This window comes from Chitinophaga sp. (assembly GCF_039596155.1).
GTDB lineage: Bacteria > Bacteroidota > Bacteroidia > Chitinophagales > Chitinophagaceae > Chitinophaga.
Genome location: NZ_JBCNKF010000052.1, coordinates 14,441 through 30,332, shown reverse-complemented (window position 1 = coordinate 30,332; position 15,892 = coordinate 14,441). Strand labels below are relative to the sequence as shown.

Annotated in this window: 15 protein-coding genes; 5 read left to right on the top strand and 10 right to left on the bottom strand. The window is 45.5% G+C overall.

The genetic code is table 11. The annotated features are described in order from the left end of the window. Positions 1-135: 135 nt before the first annotated feature. Entirely contained in the window at positions 136-957 is an 822-nt protein-coding gene (gene kdsA / locus ABDW33_RS30415; protein WP_343693855.1) for a 3-deoxy-8-phosphooctulonate synthase, read from the bottom strand. Positions 958-1,192: 235 nt separating this feature from the next. Between kdsA and ABDW33_RS30410 the strand changes: the two genes are divergently transcribed. Next, positions 1,193-2,146, top strand: coding sequence for an NAD-dependent epimerase/dehydratase family protein (locus tag ABDW33_RS30410; RefSeq protein ID WP_343693854.1), 954 nt, complete (start codon positions 1,193-1,195; stop codon positions 2,144-2,146). A gap of 77 nt (positions 2,147-2,223) precedes the next feature. Here ABDW33_RS30410 and ABDW33_RS30405 read toward each other — a convergent pair whose 3' ends face one another. The 9 genes from ABDW33_RS30405 to ABDW33_RS30365 all read right to left on the bottom strand — a co-directional run bounded on the left by ABDW33_RS30405 (position 2,224) and on the right by ABDW33_RS30365 (position 9,774). Next, entirely contained in the window at positions 2,224-3,471 is a 1,248-nt protein-coding gene (locus ABDW33_RS30405) for a GTP-binding protein (protein ID WP_343693853.1), read from the bottom strand. 33 nt (positions 3,472-3,504) lie between these two features. Continuing rightward, positions 3,505-4,413 (bottom strand): sulfate adenylyltransferase subunit CysD, encoded by a 909-nt coding sequence (gene cysD, locus ABDW33_RS30400; protein WP_343693852.1) that lies wholly within the window; start codon positions 4,411-4,413, stop codon positions 3,505-3,507. Between the two features lie 79 nt (positions 4,414-4,492). Continuing rightward, positions 4,493-5,176 carry a phosphoadenylyl-sulfate reductase gene (locus ABDW33_RS30395; RefSeq protein WP_343693851.1) on the bottom strand — a complete coding sequence of 228 codons (684 nt, stop codon included), beginning with the start codon at positions 5,174-5,176 and terminating at the stop codon, positions 4,493-4,495. Positions 5,177-5,321: 145 nt separating this feature from the next. Beyond that, positions 5,322-5,747 carry an Rrf2 family transcriptional regulator gene (locus ABDW33_RS30390; RefSeq protein ID WP_146967254.1) on the bottom strand — a complete coding sequence of 142 codons (426 nt, stop codon included), beginning with the start codon at positions 5,745-5,747 and terminating at the stop codon, positions 5,322-5,324. Positions 5,748-5,777: 30 nt separating this feature from the next. After that, a complete protein-coding gene (dapB, locus tag ABDW33_RS30385; RefSeq protein WP_343693850.1) occupies positions 5,778-6,494 on the bottom strand; it encodes a 4-hydroxy-tetrahydrodipicolinate reductase in 717 nt (238 codons plus the stop codon). A gap of 24 nt (positions 6,495-6,518) precedes the next feature. After that, positions 6,519-7,244: a DUF5683 domain-containing protein gene (locus ABDW33_RS30380; RefSeq protein ID WP_343693849.1), complete on the bottom strand. Its 726-nt coding sequence runs from the start codon at positions 7,242-7,244 to the stop codon at positions 6,519-6,521. Continuing rightward, positions 7,237-8,190, bottom strand: a complete 954-nt coding sequence (locus ABDW33_RS30375; RefSeq protein WP_343693848.1) for a ParB/RepB/Spo0J family partition protein — start codon at positions 8,188-8,190, stop codon at positions 7,237-7,239. The genes ABDW33_RS30380 and ABDW33_RS30375 overlap by 8 nt, the downstream gene beginning before the upstream one ends. After that, complete coding sequence (locus ABDW33_RS30370) at positions 8,174-8,995, bottom strand: AAA family ATPase (RefSeq protein WP_343693847.1); 822 nt, start codon at positions 8,993-8,995, stop codon at positions 8,174-8,176. The genes ABDW33_RS30375 and ABDW33_RS30370 overlap by 17 nt, the downstream gene beginning before the upstream one ends. A 98-nt stretch (positions 8,996-9,093) precedes the next feature. Continuing rightward, positions 9,094-9,774 carry a metal-dependent hydrolase gene (locus ABDW33_RS30365; protein ID WP_343693846.1) on the bottom strand — a complete coding sequence of 227 codons (681 nt, stop codon included), beginning with the start codon at positions 9,772-9,774 and terminating at the stop codon, positions 9,094-9,096. 364 nt (positions 9,775-10,138) lie between these two features. Between ABDW33_RS30365 and ABDW33_RS30360 the strand changes: the two genes are divergently transcribed. The 4 genes from ABDW33_RS30360 (at position 10,139) to lon (ending at position 15,803) form a co-directional block, all read left to right on the top strand. Beyond that, on the top strand, positions 10,139-11,398 hold the full coding sequence (locus ABDW33_RS30360) for a metallophosphoesterase (protein WP_343693845.1): 1,260 nt from the start codon (positions 10,139-10,141) through the stop codon (positions 11,396-11,398). A gap of 53 nt (positions 11,399-11,451) precedes the next feature. Next, positions 11,452-12,399 carry a hypothetical protein gene (locus tag ABDW33_RS30355; protein WP_343693844.1) on the top strand — a complete coding sequence of 316 codons (948 nt, stop codon included), beginning with the start codon at positions 11,452-11,454 and terminating at the stop codon, positions 12,397-12,399. A gap of 162 nt (positions 12,400-12,561) precedes the next feature. Beyond that, complete coding sequence (locus ABDW33_RS30350; protein ID WP_343693843.1) at positions 12,562-13,176, top strand: porin family protein; 615 nt, start codon at positions 12,562-12,564, stop codon at positions 13,174-13,176. 224 nt (positions 13,177-13,400) lie between these two features. Further along, positions 13,401-15,803 carry an endopeptidase La gene (gene lon, locus ABDW33_RS30345; protein WP_343693842.1) on the top strand — a complete coding sequence of 801 codons (2,403 nt, stop codon included), beginning with the start codon at positions 13,401-13,403 and terminating at the stop codon, positions 15,801-15,803. The last annotated feature ends 89 nt before the right edge of the window (positions 15,804-15,892 follow it).

The following is a 15,892-nucleotide window of genomic DNA, read 5'->3' as shown; positions in this document are numbered from 1 at the left end:
TCTCAAAACGATTACCCAAAAATCAATATAGGGCGACCCTTAAAATGCTATATAACTCAAAAAAATGAGAGGGTGCCTCATTTACTTATGAGACACCCTCTTCTATCTGGCACCTGTTGGAAACAGGGCGGAAAATTATCTTACTACTTCTCTGATCCTTACCAGGTCTTCCAGCAGTTTTTCCAGCAGATCCAGATGTAACATATTGGCACCATCTGATTTAGCGCAGGATGGATCAGGATGTGTTTCGATAAATAAACCATCTGCACCGGTTGCAATGGCAGCTTTTGCAATAGTGCTGATCAGTTTGGGATTACCACCTGTTACACCGCTTGTCTGGTTAGGCTGTTGTAAAGAGTGGGTACAGTCCATGATCACTGGTACACCATGTTCCTTCATAATAGGGATGTTCCTGTAATCCACTACCAGGTCCTGGTAACCAAAGGTAGTACCACGCTCCGTGAGCATGACCTTATCATTACCGGCCTGTCTTACTTTTTCTACGGCAAATTTCATGGCTTCACCGCTTACAAACTGGCCTTTCTTTACATTCACTACTTTACCTGTTTCTGCAGCTGCAATCAGGATATCTGTCTGGCGGCAGAGGAAGGCAGGGATCTGCAGTACATCTGCATAAGCGGCAGCCATCGCGGCTTCGGCAGCGGAGTGAATGTCCGTCGTTACTGGCAGATGGAAGGTCTGACCTATTTTCTGTAACAGATCCAATCCTTCTACATCACCAATACCACTGAAAGAATTGATACTGGTACGATTCGCCTTACGGTAAGATGCTTTGAAAATATATGGTATCTGTAAACGCTCACAAATGCGGGATACTTTTTCTGCTACCTGCATCAGCAGTGCTTCGTCTTCCACCACACAAGGGCCGGCAATCAGGAAGAAATTCTCTGGATTATATCTTTCGTTAAAAAGAGCTTTCAAATGTGAAACAGACATGATTTTTGTATTTGAGAATGCAAAGGTAGGTTATTCTCAGGGATTACGCTGATAAGGAGGGAAGTGTGGATTGTCATGAAATTGTAATCCGCCTGATGAAAAAGCTTGCTGGGCCTATATATGCTTTTAGCTACCTTCACAGATTGTTACCGCATTGTCATGCGATTTATAGCGATGATCGTAATATTTGCGGAACCCAGTAATATTACGTCCTGAAAATTAATCACGAGTTAGCATGAAGAAAGACAAAATCCTGGTAATTGGTGCCTGTGGGCAGATCGGTGTTGAGTTGACACTGGCGCTCAGGAAAATGTATGGCGATGCAAATGTTATTGCCTCTGACCTTCGGGAAGAACATGAATTACTGAAAGGTTCCGGACCCTATGTCTCTCTGGATGTGATGAACAAGGAGATGCTGCATGTGCTGGTGATCCGTCACAACATTACCCAGATTTACCTGCTGGCGGCTATTCTCTCTGCTACCGGTGAAAAAAATCCGCTGCTGGCCTGGCATATCAATATGGCCAGCCTGCTGAATGTACTGGACATTGCGAAAGAAGAGGGTATTGACAAAGTGTACTGGCCTAGTTCTATCGCCGTATTTGGACCAGATTCTCCTAAAGAAAGCACACCTCAGCATACCATCATCGAGCCTACGACCATTTATGGTATCAGTAAGTTCGCCGGTGAGCGCTGGTGTGAATATTATAACCACCGTTATGGCGTAGACGTTCGCAGCCTGCGCTATCCGGGTCTGATCAGCTATAAGTCTGCACCAGGTGGTGGCACTACTGATTATGCAATTGAGATCTTCCACGAGGCGCTGGAAGAAAAGAAATATACCTGTTTCCTGTCAGAAGGCACCTACCTGCCCATGATGTATATGCCGGATGCTATCCGTGCTACCATTGAACTGATGGAAGCAGACAAGGAAAAGATCAGGGTACGTTCTTCTTACAATTTAGGTGCGATGAGTTTCTCTCCTAAGGAGATCGCTGCCGAAATAAAGAAGCACATTCCTGAGTTTACCATTGATTATGCACCTGACTACAGGCAGGCGATTGCCGATGGATGGCCACAGAGTATTGATGATGAAAAAGCGAGAAATGACTGGGGTTGGAAGCCGGAATATTGTCTGGAAAAGATGACGACAGATATGTTGAAGAACCTGAAGGACGCGGTGAGGTAGTAAGAGATTTGCTGGCAAGCATTCGACACCAGAATAATCGGAAAAGTCCTGCCTTATGGCAGGACTTTTTAATTTTATCAGGCTACAAACCCAACTGCGACAGTCGAGTTGCTATATTCGTCGATCAATATAAAAGCACCATTTGCCGGATTCACACTATAAGCATCGGCAAAGATCGGGGCCGCTGTTCTGATTGCAATTTTACCAATATCATTCAATCCCATTTCTTTCTTATCAGCTACCAGCTGGTTGGAAGTCACATCCACCACTTCAAGTAACTGTTGCACCTTTGCCTTGACACGGTTAATGCCATGCTGCAGCAGATAGGTCTTGCCAGGTACCAGCTTTTGCTGATCCATCCAGCAGATATCGGCAGTAATATCCTTGAGCAGGGCAGGCGCCTGACCTACTTTTGCCAGCATACTACCACGGCTGGTATCAATTTCAGTTTCCAATGTGATCACTACGCTTTCACGTGCCTGTGCCACATCCAGTTGTTTTTCAAACTGTTCTATAGACTTGATCCTGCTGGTTTGTTGTGATGGCAGGGAAATGATCTCATCGCCTACATTGAATTGTCCGCTGGCTACTTTGCCGGCAAAACCACGGAAATCATGGAAAGCTTCAGTTCTTGGGCGGATCACTGACTGTACAGGGAAGCGTGCGGGGTGGCTGCTGTCTGCATGGTCAAAAGTAATTTGTTCCAGGTAATCCAGCAGGGAATCGCCGTTATACCAGCTGATCTTTTCAGATTTACCGGCTACATTCTCTCCATAGAGGGAAGAGATAGGAATGAATTTGATAGAAGGCGCTTTGAAGCTGGCGCTGGCAACGAGCGCCTGGAAGTCTTCCACGATCTGGTTAAACCGTGCTTCGCTGTATTCAACCAGGTCCATTTTATTGACACATACTACCAGGTATGGAATACGCAGCAGGCTGGCAATAAAGAAGTGCCTGTATGTTTGCTCCACGATACCTTTACGGGCATCTATCAGGATCAGGGATACCTGTGCATTGGAAGCACCGGTTACCATGTTCCTGGTATATTCCACGTGACCGGGAGTATCGGCAATGATATATTTACGATTAGGAGTAGAGAAGTAGATATGCGCCACATCGATGGTGATACCCTGTTCTCTTTCGGCTACCAGGCCATCGGTGAGCAGTGACAGGTCGGTGAAGTCCAGTCCTTTACGTTTGCTGGCAGCGTGTAATGCTTCCATTTTATCCTGTGGGATAGAGTTGGTATCATACAGCAGTCTGCCTATTAAAGTGCTTTTTCCGTCATCCACACTGCCGGATGTAGTTATACGTAAAACCTCCATTTATTGAAATTTCAGAATGTGAAAAGTGATTGTTTAGAAATAACCTGCCTGCTTACGTTTTTCCATAGCGGCTTCTGAGCGTTTATCATCGATACGGGCGCCTCTTTCAGAGATTTTGGCTTCCAGTATTTCGGAGATGATATCTTCCAGTTTATCGGCCTCGGAAATCACAGCAGCGGTACATGTCATATCGCCTACGGTACGGAAGCGTACTTTCTGGCGGAAGGGTACTTCTTCATCTGTGGTATTCAGGAATGGAGAAGCCGGCCAGTACATACCATCTCTTTCTATGATATCTCTCTCGTGGGAGAAGTAGATAGACGGGATTTCCAGCTTTTCTCTGCGTATATAATTCCATACATCCAGCTCTGTCCAGTTGGAGATTGGGAATACACGAACGTTTTCGCCGATGTTGATTTTACCATTCAGCATATCGAACAGTTCGGGGCGTTGCATTTTAGCGTTCCATTGTCCGAATTCATCTCTTACAGAGAAGATCCTTTCTTTGGCACGGGCTTTTTCTTCATCACGGCGGGCACCTCCTATACAAGCATCGTACTTCATTTCTTCGATGGCATCCAGCAGGGTGACGGTTTGCAGTGCATTACGGCTGGCATATTTCCCGGTTTCTTCCTGTACTTTTCCCTGGTTGATGCTATCCTGCACGTTTCTTACTACCAGGTCCAGGCCTAAGGATTCAACCAGCCAGTCACGGAACTGGATGGTTTCAGGGAAGTTATGCCCTGTGTCAATATGTAATAACGGAAAAGGACACTTACCCGGGTAGAAAGCCTTCTGCGCCAGTCTTACGATGGTGATAGAATCTTTACCACCGGAGAACAGGATCGCTGGTCTTTCAAACTGAGCAGCTGTTTCACGTAAAATATAGATGGCCTCATCTTCCAATGCCTGCGGAAACTCCCACTGTATTTTATTACTCATATATCTTGGTTTAACTGCCCATCCGCGAATGGGAACTTTTTACCGTAAAGAAAATTTTAACTGAAGTACTTGTCACCCTTTATCCGTGTAAGCCACATTCTTTCTTTGAGATTTCCCACCACCAGCGGCCGGCGCGGGGATGTTCTCCTGGTTCAATGGCTCTTGTACAGGGTGCACAGCCGATGCTGATGAATCCCTGGTCATGGAGTTTATTGTAAGGTACATTGTTCGCTTTCAGGTAATCCAGCATCTGGTCAAAAGTCCAGTTGATCAGTGGCTGGTATTTATAGAGCTGCCTGCTTTCGTCCCATTCGATGTCGTGGAGAGACTGGCGGTTTTCCGACTGCTCGGCACGTAGTCCGGTGATCCAGACTTTTACCCCCTGCAGTGCTCTGTTCAAAGGTACTACCTTACGAATATTACAGCATTCCTTGCGGTTGTCTACTGACTCGTAAAAGCTGTTGGGACCTTTTTCTTTGAGGAGTGTTTCCACGCTCCGGGTTTCAGGGAAGTAGACTTCAAAGTTCTGCTTGTAACGGGCGCGGGTCAGATCCATAAGATCGTAGGTCTCCTGGAAGAGACGTCCCGTATCCAGTGTGAAAACCCTTACAGGGATGTTGTGGCGCCAGATCATGTCGGCAATGACCTGATCTTCTTGTCCGAAGGAGGTGGAGAATGCCACGGCTCCCGGGAATTCTGCTGCCAGCAAGGCCATTGCCGCGGGTGCATCAAGGCCTTCGATTGCTTGTCTGATGTCTTTCATCGTAATAAAAAAAACTTCCTTAGCTTCTTACAGATGAAACAAAAATACATAAACTCTATAAAAAAGATAGACTTATTTTGATAAACTATCCTTAAAAAAAAATCCCGCTACGAGATGTAGCGGGATTTGATTGAAAATCAATTTCTTAGATGGTGACCTGTTTGGTCAGAATATCCTTTAAGGTCTTATTTTCGAGAATTTTAAGGGAGGCATCTCTCACTTTGCTCATTACTTCGTTGAGTCCGCACACCGCTTCATCTTTACAATTATCACATCGCTCATAGTAGTTCAGGCTCACGCATGGCAGCAGGGCGATTGCCCCATCGAGCAGGCGGATGATTTTAGCCAGGGCTATCTCTTTAGGCGGCTTCATCAGGTAATAGCCACCGCCTTTACCCTTTTTACTTCCCAGAATACCTGCGTTTTTCAACTCCAGCAGAATGTTTTCCAGGAATTTAATGGATATATTTTTTTCCTGCGCAATTTCAGATATCAGGATGGGACCTTTATCTTGATTCTCTGCCAGGTGAATAAGTGCATGAAAAGCGTATTGTGTTTTTTTCGATAGCATACTTATACAAAGATAATCCCTTTTTAATTACTACAGGCTTAACACATCTTTCATACTGAATACGCCCTTTTTACCCTGAATCCATTCAGCGGCCACTACGGCACCTGAAGCAAATCCTTCTCTGGAATGGGCGGTATGAGTGATGGTGATATCGTCGATGGGGGAGGTGTAGTTGATGATATGCGTACCTGGTGCCGGATCTATTCTTTTAGAAATGATGGACAGTTCTGTGGGAGCAGTTGTTTCGGTGTTTACCCAGTTTTGTTTCCGGGTCACTTTTTCCAGTACCTGTTCGGCCAGGGAGATAGCGGTACCACTTGGTGCGTCGCGCTTTTGGGTGTGGTGGATTTCTTCCATCTGCACGTTGTATTGTGGCTGAGCGGCCATCAGTTCGGCCAGGCGTTTATTCAGTTCGAAGAAGATATTAACGCCGATGCTGAAATTGCTTGCATAGAGGAATGCCTGATGTTTCTCAAGGCACAGGGCTGTTACGGCGGGCATCTTTTCGAGCCAGCCGGTGCTACCGCATATTACAGGTACATTGGCTTCAAAGCACTTCAGGATATTGTTGTAAGCAGTTTCTGGTCCGGTAAATTCAATGGCCACATCGGCATGTTGCAGGCTATCCTTATTCAGGAGGTGCTGGTTGTCTTTATCAATACGAGCTACGATTTCATGTCCTTTTGCAACGGCGATAGCTTCTATTGCCTTGCCCATTTTCCCGTAACCAATTAACGCTATTTTCATCCTTAGTATGTTGATTATATGTATTTACCATTTGGTTGGCGCCATGGCCAGAGAGCGTACAGCTTTCTTTTTACCGCCACCGAGATTTACTTTGAGACAGATGCCCAGGGCCTGGTTGTTGATCACGGTTGGTGTGATTTTAAAGCTCAGGTCATCGCTCATATCAAAGTTACGGAGGTGTGCGAATACGGTAGCATCTACGATATTCAGGCCATATGCGAGTACGAATACGAGAACGGAGTAGTCTACATATTCCCGGTATCCGTCGCGCAGGTATTTGAGGCCGGCGTCGCTGTACAGACCTACGTAGTCGTCTACGGTATCCGCGTTGCCATCCATACGTATACGGTAGGCATCCCGGTAGGTTCTGTATTTGTTCATATTGAAAATATACGTACCGGTGGTGATCCCCAGTGCCGCATAGATGAGTGGCAATTTCCAGTATTCCCTGTTATAGATCTGCCCCAGGCCTGGCAATACGGCTGAGTAGAGGGCGGCCTTACGGGGGCTGTGAATGGGAGGTTGAACGATAGGTCCGGCAGAGTCTTTTTTGACAACTGCTGAAGAATCTTTTTTCGTGATAAAAAGCTCGGCACTGTCTTTACGGCTATCTGGCTGTTGTTTTCTCAACCATTCTGCTTTGGTACTGTCCTGGGCACTTGCAGTAGTATGCAACAGGCATAATACCGGCAAAGCCAGGAAACAAATGCGCAATAAAAAATGAAGTATGTTTCCGGACTTTTTAGCCACCGTATAAGTCTATTTTTTCTAATATACTATCAAGTTCTTCATCGGAGTAGAACTCGATCGTTAAGCTTCCTTTACCGTTCTTGCTTCTATCCAGTTTCACTTTTGTGGAAAAGTGGCTGGCCAGGTTATCTTCTATTTTCTGATAAGGCGGAGGTAATGTGCTCTTAGTTGGTTTCTTCACATTTCCTTTGTCGATATGGGAGGTTTTCCGCACCAGTTCTTCAGTCTGGCGTACGGAAAGGCCATTTTGCATGATCTCATTGAAGATGAAGAGTTGTTTTTCTACATTTTCAACGGCGATGAGTGCACGGGCATGGCCCATACTGATCTGACCGTTTCTTACTGCTACCTGGATATCTGGTGGCAGTTTGAGGAGACGGATATAGTTGGTGACAGTACTTCTTTCTTTACCCATGCGGTCGGCCACCTGTTCCTGGGTGAGCATTACCTCATCCATGAGGCGTTTGTAGCTCAGGCCGATTTCTATGGCATTCAGATTTTCACGCTGTAAGTTTTCCAGCAGCGCCAGTTCCAGTAGTTCCTGATCGTTTGCCTGGCGGATGTAGGCAGGGATGTCTTTCAGACCTGCCATCCGGCTTGCACGCAAACGGCGTTCACCTGCTATCAGCTGATATTTCCTGGGCCCCAGCTTTGATACGGTAATTGGTTGAATTACGTCGTGCAAAGAAATGGACATGCTCAGTTCCTGCAAAGCCTTCTCATCGAAGTCCCGGCGCGGCTGTTTGGGATTGATGTCAATCTGGTCGAGCGGGATACGCTCAATGCCAGTAGCCTGTGTTACCACCTGCTCATTGAGTGCATTGGAGGTTTGTTTCAGGTCAGTATCAATATTTGCCAGCAGCGAGCGGATACCTTTACCCAGCGCCTCTTTCTTATTAGGAGTGCCTTTACCCTGATTAGGGGTGCCCTTACTCTGATTGCTCATTGTTGATTGCTAGTATTTTATCTTCAAGGTTAATGCGTGTAAAGTTATTCTTTTGCAGTATTTCCTTGGCAAGGTTCAGGTAATTGATAGCGCCTGTACTTGCCGCGTCGTACATGATCACGGATTTACCGAAACTAGGTGCTTCACCCAGCTTGGTATTACGGTGAATGATTGTATTGAACACGCTTTCTTCAAAATGTTGTTTCACTTCGTCTACTACCTGGTTGCTCAGGCGGAGGCGGCCATCATACATGGTCATGAGGATACCCTCAATGGCCAGGTGTGTATTCAGGCGGCTCTGAACGATTTTTATAGTATTCAATAACTTTCCCAGACCTTCCAGTGCGAAGAACTCACACTGTACCGGAATGATCACAGAGTCAGATGCCACCAGGGCATTTACAGTGATCAGACCGAGGGAAGGGGAGCAGTCTACTATTACAAAGTCATAATCATCCCGTACACCATCTATAACCTGCTTCATCACCTGTTCCCTGTTCGGGTGGTTGATGAGCTCCAGTTCAGCACCTACCAGATCAATATGGGAGGCGAGTACTTTCAGGTTCGGGGTATCCGATTCCAGGATTACGTCTTTGGCCTGAACATCGTTTACCATGCAGTCATACAAACTCTGATGTATGTTGCGGAGGTCAAAACCCAAACCGGTGGTGCTATTTGCCTGTGGGTCGGCATCCACCAGCAGTGTTTTGTACTCCAGCACTGCCAGGCTGCTTGCCAGGTTAATAGCGCTGGTAGTCTTTCCTACCCCACCTTTTTGATTCGCGATTGCAATTACTCTTGCCATTGTTGATTAGGTATTTCTTAGGTTTACTATAGGATAATAAATAGGCCATGGCAGCAAGACGCTAGTCAGTTGCTCATGGGTGTAATATATACTTATTCTTATAAATCGATAGTAGCTCCTATTGCGGGTAAAAGCAATTCCAGGCCTGCCTGTGCAAACTGTTGTTTCGTTTTCTCCTGATCTATCTTAATATACCCAAATGTATCGTAGTGAACACCAACAATCTTCTTACAATCAATAAATTCTGCAGCTATAATCGCATCCTCGGCTCCCATAGTGAAGTTATCCCCAAGTGGTAACACCGCAAAATCTAATTTTGCCCAGCGGGGGATGAGCTGCATATCCATGGTTAGTCCTGTATCGCCTGAAAAGTAAAAGTTACCTTCTGCTGTGGTGAATACGTATCCTACAGGGTTACCACCATAAGACCCGTCGGGCATAGCGCTGCTGTGGGTAGCGACTACACATTTTACAGTTCCGAAGTCAAAGTTCCATTTACCGCCAATGTTCATGGGATGTCCTTTTTCCACACCTTGTTTCTTTGCCCAGCCCAATACCTCAGGTGCTGCAACAACAGTGGCCTGTGTACGTTTGGCCAGTGGAACGAGGTCGGCAATATGATCCTCATGACCATGAGACATAAATATATAGTCCGCTTCCAGTGTATTGACATCAATAGACTTCGCCAACTCGTTGTAAGTGATAAATGGATCAAAAACAATCTTTTTACCCTTAATTTCTACTGCAAAACAGGAATGACCGTAAAATGTAAGCTTCATATCTTTCTAAGTGTCTTTATGCCTTAACAATCAATGAATTAGAATGCACCAGCCCGCAAATTCAATGCCACTGTATTATTCATCAACTGTTATGCCTTCATTACTAACTATAAATAACCTAAGTTCGACAAAAGTACAACGATTAAAGAAAATTAAGCGGAGGGGGTATATTTATTTATTCACAGAATTCCTCACTTTTTGTTGTTAATTAATTGAAAATTAATTTATTGCGATAAATTGTTAAATGATTTAGAAAAAAAGGAATGTTCCATGCAATATGTTCCACGCTCATTCGTCTACCTGTTTTTAGCAAGGGTCGCACTATTTTTGTGTAACAAAGATTTGCAGGAAAAACGACAAGCAGATGCGCGCAGGATTAAACACATTTTTACTGGCAGGGCTATTATTTCTACTGGATTTATATGTATTTATGGCCATCAGGGCTGTATTTTACGGTGCGGCAGCCCGTGTTAAAATGATCGCCTTTACCACCTATTGGGTCATTTCGGCCCTGGTTTTATTATTGGTAATGCTCATGCCTTATATACACTGGCAGGACTGGTCCAGGCATCTGAAGGGGTATGTACTCACCATCATCTTTGCGGTTGTATTTGCCAAATTGCTGGTGGCGGTCTTCCTGTTACTCGACGACCTGCGCAGGGGCGTTACCTGGATTATTCAGCGCTTTTCCACTCCCCAGGCAGCCGATATGACGGTACGGGGGATTTCCCGTTCCCGCTTTTTGACCCAGTTAGCCCTCATCACCGGCGGAGGTATGTTCGCCACCTTTATATATGGTCTCTCTAATAAATACAATTATAAGGTCAGGCAGATGAAGCTTGCTTTCAAGAACCTGCCACCTGCTTTCAAAGGCCTGAAAATATTACAACTATCTGATATCCATTCCGGTAGCTTTGATAACTATGACGCCGTTCGTAAGGGAGTGGAGATGATCAATGCGCAAAAGGCGGATATTGTTTTATTTACCGGCGACCTTGTGAATGAACTGGCCAGTGAGATGGATCAATACAAATCCCTGTTCAGCCAGATCAAAGCGCCTATGGGCGTTTATTCCACCCTGGGTAACCACGACTATGGCGATTATTATGCATGGCCGGACAGGGATGCCAGTGGTTTTAGTCACCTCCGTATGCAGAACCTGGAAGCCCTGAAACAGGTACATGCCGATATGGGATGGCGGCTCATGATGAATGAACATGTGGTGCTGGAGAAAGAAGGACAGCAGATAGGGTTGATTGGTATTGAAAACTGGAGTGCCATGGCGCGTTTCCCCAAATATGGCGACATGAAGAAAGCTTATGCGGGTGCGGAAAAACTACCATTTAAGATATTAATGTCTCATGACCCTACCCATTGGGATGCGCAGGTAAGAACCGAGTACCCGGATATTGATCTGATGCTGGCAGGGCATACCCACGGTATGCAGTTCGGCGTTGAAATTCCCGGATTCAAATGGAGTCCTTCCCGTTTTGTCTTTAAAGAATGGGCAGGGTTGTACCGGGAAGGAGATCAGCGCCTGTATGTCAACCGTGGCTTTGGTTTCCTGGGGTATCCGGGTAGAGTAGGTATACTACCCGAAATAACGGTGATTGAGCTGGTATAGACAGTAATGTTAATTTATTTCGCTTATCTTGCAGCTAGTTAAACGCTTCGTGCATGCGCCGCTGCTTTTGTATTTTCTTATTTCTGTTTTGTAGTCAGGCTGTATGGAGCCAGTCCCTTGCCGAACTGGAAAAGCAACTTGACTCCTTGCTGAGAAAGCGGGAGAAAAGTGAATTGATAATAGGTGTTGGGTATGGTAACAATCCTGCTTACGGTAGTAAAGTGAACAATGGAGAACGGCCGGTGGTCATGAAAACCTTCCTGTCTCCCACCTTAGGTTATTATCATAAAAGTGGATTTTATGGTACTGCCAGTAATTATTACCTGTTCAACTCATTGGGTACGCCCTGGTTTGAATGGGATTTTTCTGCAGGGTACGATTATTCCAAAAGCAAACATTTTATGACCGGTGTATCCTATACCAGGTACATCTTTGCTGATTCTGCCGACGTTCCGGCTACGCCCATTAATAATGAACTCTTTGCTTACTTCTACTACCGTGACTGGTGGGTACAACCCGGTATCAGCCTGGATTTCGGCTGGGGAAGTTGTGAAGAAGCGAAAGGTCCGAAAGGTCCCAATGGTGAACCTGCACTTACCCGGCATCTGTCTGGCAATGACTTCAACATTGTAGCAGCAGTACGTCATCCCTTTATTTTTGTGGATGTCCTGAAAACGGATGATGCCTTCCTCCTGACGCCTTCGGTAGGGCTAACCATGGGGACTGCCCGTTATTACAGCAATTTACGTGCATTTCAATATATCTCCCGTTCTCCATGGATGAAGGGGAATGAGCCGCACGAGGTATTTCATCCTGCCACCACCCGGAAGTCCAATACCGGATTTGAAATGCGGGCACTGGATCTTACCGTAAGTGCATCCTATATCGTGGGTAAATTCACTTTGGCTCCATCCTATACCATTTTTAAACCATTCCAGGGTGAAGATAAGAAGCTGGTCAACTACTTCACAGCACGCATTGCCTATACATTAAAAAAATAATCCTCCTGTTTTCTCCACATATTCATTTCAATAAGAAATGTAGCATAAAATTTGCTCACATCGCCATGTCGGCATAGGGGTATTTTGTGTGTGACTCGTCTTTTATAATAGAAAAACCAATTATCCGTTTAATTAAAAACCTTGTTGAAAAAAAACGCTTATATGAAAAAACTGTTTTTCGCCGTAGCAGTACTGTGTGTGACTGCATTTTCTACTACAACTGTTAATGCCCAATCCGGATTCTTACGTTTTGGTCTGAAAGGCGGTGCCAATCTGGGTAAACTGGATGGTAAAGGTTATAAAGATGGCTTTAACCTTGGTTATCACCTGGGTGGTTTTGCACAGGTAAACCTGACAAAAGGTTTCGGCGTACAGGGTGAATTGATCTTCTCTTCTACCCAGACTAAAACAACCAGCGATTTCAGTGAAATTTACAATACTGATAACCTGAGCGATAACGGTAAGAAGATTAATCTGAATTACCTGAGCATTCCTCTCCTGGCAAACTTCTCTCTGGGTAGTCCCCGCATTAAACTGCAGGTAGGTCCTCAGTTCAGTGCATTGGTTTCCAACAAGAATGTATTCAAAGGAGCAAATGATGCCTTCCATGGTGGTGACATTTCCGGTGTAGCAGGTCTGTGGATTCAGCTGCCAATCGTAAATATCAGTGCCCGCTACGTGGTAGGTTTCACAGACGTGAAGAACGTAAATGATGTGACCAATACAGGCAACTGGAAGAACCAGGCTATCCAGCTGGGTGTAGGTGTTACACTGTAATCATATTTGCATAGGCAAGCACCGGTGGAAACTCGCTTTTACTGACAGGTAAAAGCGAGTTTTTATTTTAAACTTAATTGAAACGGTATTACGTATATTAATAATGGAAAACTCTTTTCTTTTTCGTGGCATTAAACTTGACAATATACCTATGCTTAGAAAAAAGGCGAAAAGAATAGCCAGAGGCTGACAAATTGGCTACTTTTTGATTTTAAATTACGGAGATGAATAGATTTTACTTAACGAATTCGGAAGAGGAAATGGAATTCATGCCAATTATCCCGCTGAATGAAGATGGGGAAGGGCAGGAAGAGGACAATATACCCGATGAGCTGGCACTCTTACCTTTGAGAAATACTGTACTTTTCCCTGGTGTGGTACTTCCCATCACGGTAGGCAGAGATAAATCCATTAAAGCTGTAAATGACGCATACCGTGGCGATAAGCTGATAGGTGTAGTCGCTCAGAAAGACAGTACTGTGGAAGATCCGATTATTGCTGATCTGGCAGATGTAGGGACAGTAGCCCGTATCGTAAAACTGATCAAAATGCCTGATGGTGGTACTACCATTATCATTCAGGGGCGTAAAAGATTCAAGATAAATGAGATCGTTGCTGAAGATCCATACTTCAAGGCACGGATTGATATATTACAGGACGAAATTGTAACTGACGATCCTGAGTTTGACGCATATATATCTACGATCAAAGACCTGGCAGGACAAATCATACAGTTGTCTCCCAATCTGCCATCAGAAGCCAGCATCATCCTCAAGAATATTGAAAATGAATCGTTCCTGGTGCATTTCGTGTCGTCCAACCTGAACTGCGACCTGAAAGAAAAACAGCAACTGCTGGAAATCAATAACCTGCGCACACGTGCAGAGCTGCTGCTCAAGCTATTGCAGGTAGAACTTCAGCTGGCAGAACTGAAGAACAAGATCACCAACAAGACCAAGGCTGATCTTGACAAGCAGCAGCGTGAATACTTCCTGCAGCAACAGCTCAAATCCATCAAGGAGGAACTGGGAGGCGATAGCAATGACCGTGAGGTAAAAGAGCTTCAGCGCAAGGCAGAGAAGAAAAAATGGACAGAAGCGGCTGGTGAATTGTTCCGTAAGGGAATTGAGAAACTGGAGCGCATGCACCCCAGCACTCCGGATTACTCCGTGGTGTACAACCACCTGGACCTGATGCTGGACCTGCCATGGCAGGAGTATACCGAAGATAGCTACGACCTGAAAAAGGCGAAAAAGATACTGGACAATGACCATTATGGCATGGATAAGATCAAGGAGCGTATCCTTGAATACCTGGCCGTATTGAAGTTGAAAGGAGACATGAAGTCACCCATCCTTTGCTTTGTAGGACCTCCGGGTATTGGTAAAACGTCCCTGGGCCGTTCTATTGCCAGTGCCATCGGCCGTAAATACGTACGTCTCAGTCTGGGTGGACTGCATGACGAGAGCGAGATTCGTGGTCACCGTAAAACGTACATCGGTGCAATGCCCGGCCGTATCCTGCAGAGCATCCGCAAGGTGAAGACCTCCAACCCGGTGATGATCCTGGACGAAATCGATAAGATTGGCAATGATCACCGTGGCGACCCTAGCTCCGCTATGCTGGAAGTACTGGATCCTGAGCAGAACGGTACTTTCTATGATAACTACCTGGAGCTGGAATATGACCTGAGCAAGGTGCTCTTCATCGCAACAGCCAATGATATCAACGCCATCAGCCCTGCGCTGCGGGACCGTCTGGAAATCATTGACCTGAGTGGCTACTCTATCGAAGAGAAAGTAGAAATTGCCAAGCGTCACCTTGTACCCAAGCAGAAAGAAGCCCATGGCCTCAAGCAATTGAAAATGAGGATCAGCAACAGTGTGCTGGACAGGATCATTCAGGATTACACCCGCGAAAGTGGTGTGCGTGAACTGGACAGACAAATGGCTTCCATCATGCGTTCCCTGGCGAAAGATGTAGCCCTGGAAGAGGAACTGCCGGATAGCCTGACAGAAGAACATGTAGAACAAATACTGGGTAAAGCCCGCTATAGTAATGAGATCTACAAGGTAGGTAATCCTCCGGGAGTAGCCGTTGGACTTGCCTGGACTTATGTAGGTGGAGATATCCTCTTCATTGAAAGCAGCCTGAGTGAAGGCAAGGGTGACCTGCAGATGACCGGTAACCTGGGGAATGTAATGAAAGAGTCTGCCAGTACGGCACTGAGCTATCTGCAGGCAAATGCACACCAGTTCAATATCAATCCAAAGCAGTTCCGGGAAAAGAATGTACATATTCACGTACCGGAGGGGGCTGTTCCAAAAGATGGTCCAAGTGCCGGTATTACGATGCTTACCGCTTTAACTTCCGCATTTACAGGCAGAAAGGTAAAATCCTACCTGGCAATGACCGGCGAGATCACCCTCAGGGGACAGGTATTGCCGGTAGGTGGTATTAAGGAAAAAATACTGGCTGCCAAAAGGGCGGGGATTAAAGAAATCATCCTCTGTTGGCAGAATGAGAAAGATATCAAGGAAATTAATCCCGATTATATCAAGGGGGTGAAGTTCCATTTTGTAAAAGAAATGAACCAAGTGATCGATATAGCGTTATTAAAGAAGTAACAAGTCTATACCGGCCCTTTTCACAGTTGGGACCGGTAATGGATATATGTTGATTGTTTTAAGGGTTTTAAAGTAAGGCCATCCTGCTC

What these genes read in the sequence shown, in the direction of transcription:
- kdsA (WP_343693855.1), bottom strand. Translation starts at nt 957, where the DNA reads ATGTCTGTTTCACATTTGAAAGCTCTTTTTAACGAAAGATATAATCCA.
- ABDW33_RS30410 (WP_343693854.1), top strand. Translation starts at nt 1,193, where the DNA reads ATGAAGAAAGACAAAATCCTGGTAATTGGTGCCTGTGGGCAGATCGGT.
- ABDW33_RS30405 (WP_343693853.1), bottom strand. Translation starts at nt 3,471, where the DNA reads ATGGAGGTTTTACGTATAACTACATCCGGCAGTGTGGATGACGGAAAA.
- cysD (WP_343693852.1), bottom strand. Translation starts at nt 4,413, where the DNA reads ATGAGTAATAAAATACAGTGGGAGTTTCCGCAGGCATTGGAAGATGAG.
- ABDW33_RS30395 (WP_343693851.1), bottom strand. Translation starts at nt 5,176, where the DNA reads ATGAAAGACATCAGACAAGCAATCGAAGGCCTTGATGCACCCGCGGCA.
- ABDW33_RS30390 (WP_146967254.1), bottom strand. Translation starts at nt 5,747, where the DNA reads ATGCTATCGAAAAAAACACAATACGCTTTTCATGCACTTATTCACCTG.
- dapB (WP_343693850.1), bottom strand. Translation starts at nt 6,494, where the DNA reads ATGAAAATAGCGTTAATTGGTTACGGGAAAATGGGCAAGGCAATAGAA.
- ABDW33_RS30375 (WP_343693848.1), bottom strand. Translation starts at nt 8,190, where the DNA reads ATGAGCAATCAGAGTAAGGGCACCCCTAATCAGGGTAAAGGCACTCCT.
- ABDW33_RS30370 (WP_343693847.1), bottom strand. Translation starts at nt 8,995, where the DNA reads ATGGCAAGAGTAATTGCAATCGCGAATCAAAAAGGTGGGGTAGGAAAG.
- ABDW33_RS30365 (WP_343693846.1), bottom strand. Translation starts at nt 9,774, where the DNA reads ATGAAGCTTACATTTTACGGTCATTCCTGTTTTGCAGTAGAAATTAAG.
- ABDW33_RS30360 (WP_343693845.1), top strand. Translation starts at nt 10,139, where the DNA reads ATGCGCGCAGGATTAAACACATTTTTACTGGCAGGGCTATTATTTCTA.
- ABDW33_RS30355 (WP_343693844.1), top strand. Translation starts at nt 11,452, where the DNA reads ATGCGCCGCTGCTTTTGTATTTTCTTATTTCTGTTTTGTAGTCAGGCT.
- ABDW33_RS30350 (WP_343693843.1), top strand. Translation starts at nt 12,562, where the DNA reads ATGAAAAAACTGTTTTTCGCCGTAGCAGTACTGTGTGTGACTGCATTT.
- lon (WP_343693842.1), top strand. Translation starts at nt 13,401, where the DNA reads ATGAATAGATTTTACTTAACGAATTCGGAAGAGGAAATGGAATTCATG.